Raw genomic sequence first — 7,173 nt, 5'->3', positions numbered from 1 at the left:
CTCCCAGCGCCGACGCTCGCGCAATGGAGCAGGCGATCGACGAGTCGCTGGAGCGGTTGGGTGTAGACTATCTGGACATGCTGGCGATTCACGGGCTGAATACGTGGGAGCATTTGGCATGGGTCACCGCGATGAACGGCTGTATGAAACCCGTGCATCAGGCGATCGCCGACGGGCGTGTGCGGCACGTGGGGTTTTCAACGCATGGATTTTTAGAGGTGATTCTGGCCGCGATCGCCACTGACTTGTTTGAGTTCGTCAATCTGCACTACACCTACTTCTTCCAGCGCAACGCTCCCGCCATTGCCCTAGCTCAGCAGAAGGACATGGGCGTGTTCATCATTTCACCCGCTGACAAGGGTGGACAGCTTTACACGCCACCCCAGTCGCTAGAGAAGCTGTGTCAACCGATGACGCCGTTGGAGATCGCCTATCGGTTTCTGCTGAGCGATCGCCGCATTACCACACTGAGCGTCGGTCCTGCCAATCCAACCGAACTAAGCGCACCACTGGCACTGGGCGATCGCGTAGGTCCCCTCATTGCTGAAGAAGCGAGGATTCTAGAGCAACTGCAAGCTCAGCAGGAATCTGCACTGGGTTCAGATCACTGTCGGCAGTGTTACGCCTGTTTGCCCTGCCCAGAAGAAATTCATATTCCCGAGGTGCTGCGGCTGCGAAATTTGGCGATCGCCTACGACATGACGGCATTCGGTCAGTACCGCTACCGCATGTTTGAGAATGCAGGACATTGGTTTCCCGGCAGCAAAGCAAGCCGCTGTACCCATTGCGGCGACTGCTTGCCCCGCTGCCCGGAGCAGTTAGACATTCCAACTCTTCTGCAGGATGCGCATCAGCGACTCAACGGGAAACCGGGACGCCGACTCTGGGAGTAGCTTATGCCCGATTCAGGGTTGAGTCAGTGGGAATGCAAAGCAGGTTATCCCCCTGAGTCCGAATCATGCCGCGCTGCCGCAGCTTCCCCATGAGTCGGGTGACAGTAACGCGGGTCGAGCCGATGGCACTGCCAATCTGAGCATGGGTTAGCGGGAATGGCAGGCAATAGCCGTCGTCGGATGGTTCCCCATACTCTTCGATCAGCAGAGTCAAAAATCCGAGCAAACGATCGATCGTTCGACGTTGACCTAGCGTACTCAGCCAAAGCAGCTTTCGCTGGTGCTGGTAACGGAATGCATCCAGCACTTCCCGTCGGAAATGAGGCCAGTTATCCAAATCATGCCAGTACATCCAGACAACTGAGGTCTGATCAACATGAGCATAGCTCTGGAGTGTAAAGGGCGATTGTGCCACAATCTCAAACGGCTGTCCGGCTCCAACAAACCCCAAGAACGCTTCGTCAGGACTAATTCGAGGAAGCTTGGAGTTGCTGCTCGTTGCGTTCACTTGAGCACTGCCAACTAAGCGAACGGCACCTTTCTGAACTAAATAGAGCAATCCCGGTCGAGTTGGAATTTTTTCATCTTTGGGAAAGGTCCGAATGCGATAGTGCTCTTGAGACCAGTCAATAATCCGCTGCCATGTTAGAAACGGGCGCGATGCCTCTGAGGGAGAAGATACTGGGTACATAAGCTGGAGGCTTGGGGCTTAACGTAGGAACACCGGAAACGAAATTAATCGGTATGACGAACGAGTAACCACACCGTTTCTCAACCAGTCAATCAGGGCTACATCAGTATAGCTTTACATCATGTTATGTCAGCGTCTTACTTAGCCACTTTAAGAATACTTGGTAAAAACCCTGTAAACGTCAGCAGTTTCCACAGTTTAATCGATAAACTCTAATCATTAGATGAATCAACTGTGTAGCTTTAAAGACAAATAAGACCGCACATCTACCGAACAGGGGAAGTACGACAAGTCTAAGCTGCCGTGAAGAATCAGAAAGTAATTGTGACTACGTTCGATCCTCACTGGTGAGAGGTTAATGAATGGCAACTCAAATAATAAGGTGGAGTTAGGCAGTGAGCCTCTGCCGCTTCTGCAACCTAATTCAGTGACATTGAAGCGGATTCAGGATGGTTCTAAACTCCTTTATTCTTCTGCGATCGCGCATCAGCTAGCCGCCCACTCCGCTGATTCTGCTGTCGCGATCGCCACAGAAATTGTCCAGAGCTGGCAGCAACCCGATATGGCACTCTGCCTACCGCTGCCAGCCGTAGTGCTGTTCGACTTGACCATTCAGGTAACGCCCAAGGGCTTCATTCTGATTGACGTGGGAGATCGCGCGATCGCGGCTTGGCTAGACACTCTGCTGACATCCTCTTTTCCCTCGTTCTCCTTTCCTGCTGCCTTCCTCCCTTCGCTCTTTCCCGCCCAGCACGCTTACGCTCGCTGCTGTTCGCTCCTGCGGCTTGTGAATGATACAGGACGAGTCGCGATCAGGCCGTTGAGCGCGCATCCAAGCCAGTGGCAAATTGTGCAGCCAAGCGGCATTCCCTGGCTAAACGGTTCGCAGTTGCGCCTCAATCATCCTACCGAGCGACAGCTTCTATGCCAGCTATTGGGCGCGATCGACGACTTAACCCGCAACCAACGCCAGCTGTCTGAGAGCGTTGTGCGGTTAGTCAATGACATCGCGAACGCCTTTCAAGAATTCCATCGCTCTCGACAACCATTAGGCAGCATGGACTCGCTTATGCAAGCGCAAGCCGGTCTGCTGCTAGCAACTCAGCGCGTTTTGCACTGGCTGCTAGAGGATGGGTTGGGCGTTCATGCGCCATCAGAACTTTAACTGAACTTCGATTTGGCGCTGCTGCGATTCGTTCATTCGGCTAGCTGGATGACTTAAAGGGTGTTACGGTACCGCCCAAGGCTCCGACGATCGCGGTTGTATTGGCCACCATCATCTTGATGTAGGTATCACCATCGCTGCCGGGAGCCCCGATCGAATCGGAGTAAAGCTGCTTCGGCGCAAGTTGCACGTTTGCCTCAGACGCGACGGTTTGAATCAGCGCGGGATTAATCGTGGTTTCCGCGAAGATGGCTGGAACTCCAGCGGTTTTAATCGCTTGCACTAACGTTTGCACCGTTTGAGCACTGGGTTGCTCCTCGGTACTAATGCCAATCAACGTGCCCACGATCGCCATAGAATACGCGCGTCCGTAGTATTGAAAGGCGTCATGCGTCGTGACCAGCCTACGTTTCTCCGGGGGAATCGTCTGAATCTGCTGCCGAATCCAGGTGTCTAGCTGTTCGAGTTCCTTGGTGAGTTGAGCCGCGTTTTGAGCGAAGCGATCGCGCGCCTGTGGGTTTGCTTTGCTTAAGGCATCGCGAATTGCTGCCACCATTTGGATCACGTTTTTAACATCGCCCCACACGTGTGGGTCTGGCACTGGGCGCCCCTCTTTCGCCAACTGCAACGGCGTTACAACCTCGCCCGCCGCTAGTTTCTCAGCCTTTGCGCCCGCAGACTCCATCAACCGAATTAATCCCGGTTCCAAGTTGTAGCCGTTATAGACAATCACGTCTGCTTGTTCAAGCTGCTTAATATCGCCAGGTACAGGTTCGTAAATGTGGGGATCAGCGCCAGGCTTGAGGATGCCGACCAGTTGAATTTGGTCTTGACCCACTTCAGCAGCGAGATCCGTCAAGATTGTGCTGGTTGATACTACCTTGGGTCTTGCATCAGGAGTTCCAGACGAAGTCGAATTTGGTGTACCGCAGCCGCTCAACATAAGGCATAAGGCAGACGGCAGTATTGCCAGGACAGCGGTAAAACGAAGGAACGATCGCCGTCTATGGTTACCACTAAGTTGCGTCGTCCCATGAGCGGTTAATCGCATGAACTGTAATACCTCTTTTCACTTTCGTTTCATTTTTTAAGCTACGCTATTTCATAATTCTTTCATCTTCCGTTGTACAGAAGTTTGACAACCCACTACAGTCATGAACATTTCAACCGCCTCTCCTTATCCGCTGCTAGCTAATGCGCTGTCTCAAGCTGATTCAGCTACCGTTGTTGCACCCATCCAAGTTAACCAGTTAAATGTGCGGTACCGCGAGGTGCAGGCGTTGCAAGAGGTCACCGTCTCGATTCCGCCTGCCCGGCTGGTCGGCATTATTGGTCCCAATGGAGCCGGAAAAAGCACGTTGCTTAAAGCTTTGTTGGATCTGACTCCCGTAAGCAGCGGTACGGTGCGCTGGGGCGATCGTCCGTTGGTAGACCAGCTAGACCGCGTTGCCTATGTGCCGCAGCGATCCCAAATTGACTGGACCTATCCAGCAACGGTGTGGGATGTGGTGCTGATGGGACGGACGCGCAAAACTGGCTGGTTTCAGCGCTTTTCGGCGACCAGTCGTCAGCTTGCGGCGGCGGCTCTAGAGCGTGTGGGCATGACTCAGTTTCGCGATCGCCCGATCGGGCAGCTTTCCGGTGGACAACAGCAGCGGGTGTTTTTGGCGCGGGCGCTGGCACAGGAGGCGGATGTGTTCTGCTTTGATGAACCCTTTGTTGGTGTAGACCAGAAAACTCAAGCGGTTCTATTTGAAATTTTCCACGAGCTGACCCACGCGGGCAAAACGGTTGTAGTCGTGAACCACGACTTGGGCGAGTCGATTAAGCATTTCGACCATCTGATTGTGCTGAACACCGAGCTGGTTGCGGCTGGACCCCGCAAGCATGTTCTGACGCCAGAAACCATTGAGCGCGCTTACGGTGGGCACGTTATGTTCTTTAACCAAGCCGCTTGAGTCTTTGGTGAATAGCTATTCGGTGACTAGTGCGATGGCAACCAAAAGCAGCCCAAAGCCCTAGAAACTGAACGCTAAAACCGTTTAACTCCTTCACTTTTTCCTTCCTCACTCCTAACGCTGATGCTAGACGCGCTAATTGAGCCATTGCAGTACGGATTTATGCAGCGATCGCTGATTATTGCGATCCTGGTTGGCGTCGTTTGTGCGGTCGTTGGCAGCTATCTTATGGTGCAGCGGTTGGCGCTCTTGGGCGATGCAATTAGTCATTCGGTGCTGCCGGGATTAGCAGTGGCGTTTATGCTGGACATCAGCATTTTTGTGGGCGCATTTGTGGCGGGCGTCCTTAGCACAATGGCGATCGCGTGGATTCGGACTCGATCGCCAATCAAAGAGGATGCGGCGATGGGAATCGTGCTATCGGCGTTTTTTGCGCTAGGCATCACGCTGATTACGCAGATTCAGAAGGACAAAAAGATTGACTTGAACCACTTTTTGTTTGGCAATATCCTGAGCGTCACGACTGAGGATGTGATCAATACGGCTGCTATTGCCGCAGTCGTGCTGGTGGTGGTTGTCTTGCTGTACAAGGAGCTATTGTTCTATACCTTTGACCCGGAGGGCGCACAGGCGGCAGGATTGCCTGTGAATCTGCTCAATTTCGGCTTGATGGTGCTGATTGCGCTGACGATCGTAGCAAGCATGAAGGCGGTGGGCGTGATTCTGGTGCTGGCGCTGCTAATTACTCCCGGAGCTACGGCGTATTTGCTGGTGCAGCGGTTGAATCAGGTGATGCTGTTGGGCTGCGCGATCGGTGTCATTTCCAGCATCAGCGGTATGTATCTCAGCTATTTCTACAATCTGCCATCGGGTCCGGCGATCGTGCTGGTTGCGACGGGCTTTTTCTTGCTGTCTCTCTTGTTTAGTCCAAGCCAGGGAATTCTGACTCGTCCACGCGGCAATGTGCAGCCACCTGCGCTGTTGCAGGAGCTGAAGCGTTTGTTGGCAAAGCCGTAGTGAGGACTTCTAGAAAATGACAGCGATTTTTCTGATGCTGGAGCGATGGTAGTTTCTACCAACGTGCTCAACGGCATTGTTAAACTGTTTCTACAGGAAGTTTGATTACAAATTCTGTACCTTGTCTGGATACAGAATTAACTTTTATCGTCCCGCTATGTTTCTTAACAATGATTTGGTGAGAGATCGCTAGTCCTAGGTCCGCTCCACCGAATTTATGCTGCGATCGCTTCCTTAGTAGCTGTTGCTGTCATCATTCCCCACAGCCAATCGATTTTGTATTTTTCAACTGAAACTTTGGCTAATCCTTCATCTTGAAGTATTTTCTGGCACTCGCTTGTACCATACGTCCGAAAATGAGCGCGATTAAAAAGACGTAGAAAAATATCACAGATACGACACGTTAGATAATCATCACACCAATCTGTAATAACTAGATGTCCGTTAGGCTTTAGAACTCGCTTTACTTCTTGAATCGCTTGGGAAGGGTAGCGAAAGTAATGAAATGCGTTGGTTGAAATCACCAAATCAAAACTCTCATTCGGAAATGGAATATTATCTGCGCTACCAACTTGCAAGTTAACGGATTTCGGTAGTTTTTGTCGAGCTACACTTAGCATCTCGACAGAAGGATCTAATCCAACAATCTTTACTTCTGGAGTTAGGTGTAAAAGGCGCTGAATTAAAGTTCCCGTTCCACAACCAAGATCTAAGATGCGCTCATGAGAGTTAATGTCTAAACGATGCATCGTTTCCTGAACAGTAGCATTTACATAAAACGACCAACGGCGATCATAACGAGGTGCAAGATGAGCATATTCGTTTTGAACAGGATCAGAATGCATGGTCTTCAACTCAATTTAATTAACGAACTATACAACTCAAGATTTTGATCGATATTTTCCCAAAGCCAATGTCGCTCTAGCTTGGTTTTGCACCATGACTGACCACGTTGGAATTCTGTCCTTGCCAATAACTCAAGTAGCATAACGGCGTAGCTGAGCAATGGCAAATAATCCTGCAATTGCAGAGGCACTTTTATTGCATCCGCTCCAGCAAAGTGCTAACTCTCTTCACGCCCTTACACATCCCGGAGAAGTCATGAGCATCTTGACGCGGCGATGCGCACGAGAGGCGACGCGACTAAACGATCGCATCGCGGGGGCGACACAGAGAGGCAGATTCTCTACCGCGCGATCACCCTTACTCCCCAGCCTTGACCTCAGATGACCATCGTTGAGTGTCTAGAGCGATCGCTCAACTGCCGATTCTATCCTTGAGGCGTTGGCGGACCCTGTGTGTAGCCTGTACTACGCCTTATACCTGCCTCAACAAGCTTTTTTCATTCAAACGTTCCATTTAACCCTATCTCAGACGCTCACTTGGTAGGCAAGGGAGCGCTCTTATGCAAAGATAAAGAACTGTCGAAACTTAAATAATTTGCGCCGA

The 7,173-nt window shown here is 51.5% G+C and carries 8 protein-coding genes; 4 read left to right on the top strand and 4 right to left on the bottom strand.

Annotation, left to right across the window (positions count from 1 at the left end):
• On the top strand, positions 1 to 893 hold an 893-nt coding region (locus tag H6F43_RS21590; RefSeq protein WP_190345228.1), incomplete at its 5' end, for an aldo/keto reductase.
• Position 894: 1 nt separating this feature from the next.
• Here H6F43_RS21590 and H6F43_RS21585 read toward each other — a convergent pair.
• Entirely contained in the window at positions 895 to 1,584 is a 690-nt protein-coding gene (locus H6F43_RS21585) for a Crp/Fnr family transcriptional regulator (protein WP_190345227.1), read from the bottom strand.
• A gap of 358 nt (positions 1,585 to 1,942) precedes the next feature.
• Here H6F43_RS21585 and H6F43_RS21580 point away from each other — a divergent pair, with 358 nt between their 5' ends.
• Positions 1,943 to 2,749 (top strand): DALR anticodon-binding domain-containing protein, encoded by an 807-nt coding sequence (locus tag H6F43_RS21580; protein ID WP_190345226.1) that lies wholly within the window; start codon positions 1,943 to 1,945, stop codon positions 2,747 to 2,749.
• Positions 2,750 to 2,789: 40 nt separating this feature from the next.
• On the opposite strand, the gene H6F43_RS21575 is transcribed toward H6F43_RS21580, so the two are convergent.
• A complete protein-coding gene (locus H6F43_RS21575) occupies positions 2,790 to 3,692 on the bottom strand; it encodes a zinc ABC transporter substrate-binding protein (RefSeq protein WP_199290521.1) in 903 nt (300 codons plus the stop codon).
• A 211-nt stretch (positions 3,693 to 3,903) separates the two neighbouring features.
• Here H6F43_RS21575 and H6F43_RS21570 point away from each other — a divergent pair, with 211 nt between their 5' ends.
• Together H6F43_RS21570 and H6F43_RS21565 are read left to right on the top strand one after the other, a co-directional pair.
• Positions 3,904 to 4,707, top strand: a complete 804-nt coding sequence (locus H6F43_RS21570; RefSeq protein ID WP_190345224.1) for a metal ABC transporter ATP-binding protein — start codon at positions 3,904 to 3,906, stop codon at positions 4,705 to 4,707.
• A 123-nt stretch (positions 4,708 to 4,830) separates the two neighbouring features.
• Positions 4,831 to 5,724, top strand: a complete 894-nt coding sequence (locus tag H6F43_RS21565; protein WP_190345223.1) for a metal ABC transporter permease — start codon at positions 4,831 to 4,833, stop codon at positions 5,722 to 5,724.
• Between the two features lie 79 nt (positions 5,725 to 5,803).
• Here the strand turns inward: H6F43_RS21565 and H6F43_RS21560 are convergent, their stop codons facing one another.
• Complete coding sequence (locus H6F43_RS21560) at positions 5,804 to 5,896, bottom strand: hypothetical protein (protein ID WP_347272451.1); 93 nt, start codon at positions 5,894 to 5,896, stop codon at positions 5,804 to 5,806.
• 43 nt (positions 5,897 to 5,939) lie between these two features.
• Positions 5,940 to 6,569 (bottom strand): class I SAM-dependent methyltransferase, encoded by a 630-nt coding sequence (locus H6F43_RS21555; protein WP_190345222.1) that lies wholly within the window; start codon positions 6,567 to 6,569, stop codon positions 5,940 to 5,942.
• Positions 6,570 to 7,173 lie beyond the last annotated feature (604 nt).

Source organism: Leptolyngbya sp. FACHB-36, assembly GCF_014695955.1.
Taxonomy (GTDB): Bacteria; Cyanobacteriota; Cyanobacteriia; order Leptolyngbyales; family Leptolyngbyaceae; genus FACHB-36.
The sequence above is the reverse complement of the archived record's forward strand: the minus strand, read 5'-3'. Positions and strand labels throughout refer to the sequence as shown.

Excerpts from the sequence above, each read along its gene's own strand:
- H6F43_RS21585 (WP_190345227.1), bottom strand. The coding sequence starts at position 1,584 with ATGTACCCAGTATCTTCTCCCTCAGAGGCATCGCGCCCGTTTCTAACA.
- H6F43_RS21580 (WP_190345226.1), top strand. The coding sequence starts at position 1,943 with ATGAATGGCAACTCAAATAATAAGGTGGAGTTAGGCAGTGAGCCTCTG.
- H6F43_RS21575 (WP_199290521.1), bottom strand. The coding sequence starts at position 3,692 with ATGTTGAGCGGCTGCGGTACACCAAATTCGACTTCGTCTGGAACTCCT.
- H6F43_RS21570 (WP_190345224.1), top strand. The coding sequence starts at position 3,904 with ATGAACATTTCAACCGCCTCTCCTTATCCGCTGCTAGCTAATGCGCTG.
- H6F43_RS21565 (WP_190345223.1), top strand. The coding sequence starts at position 4,831 with ATGCTAGACGCGCTAATTGAGCCATTGCAGTACGGATTTATGCAGCGA.
- H6F43_RS21555 (WP_190345222.1), bottom strand. The coding sequence starts at position 6,569 with ATGCATTCTGATCCTGTTCAAAACGAATATGCTCATCTTGCACCTCGT.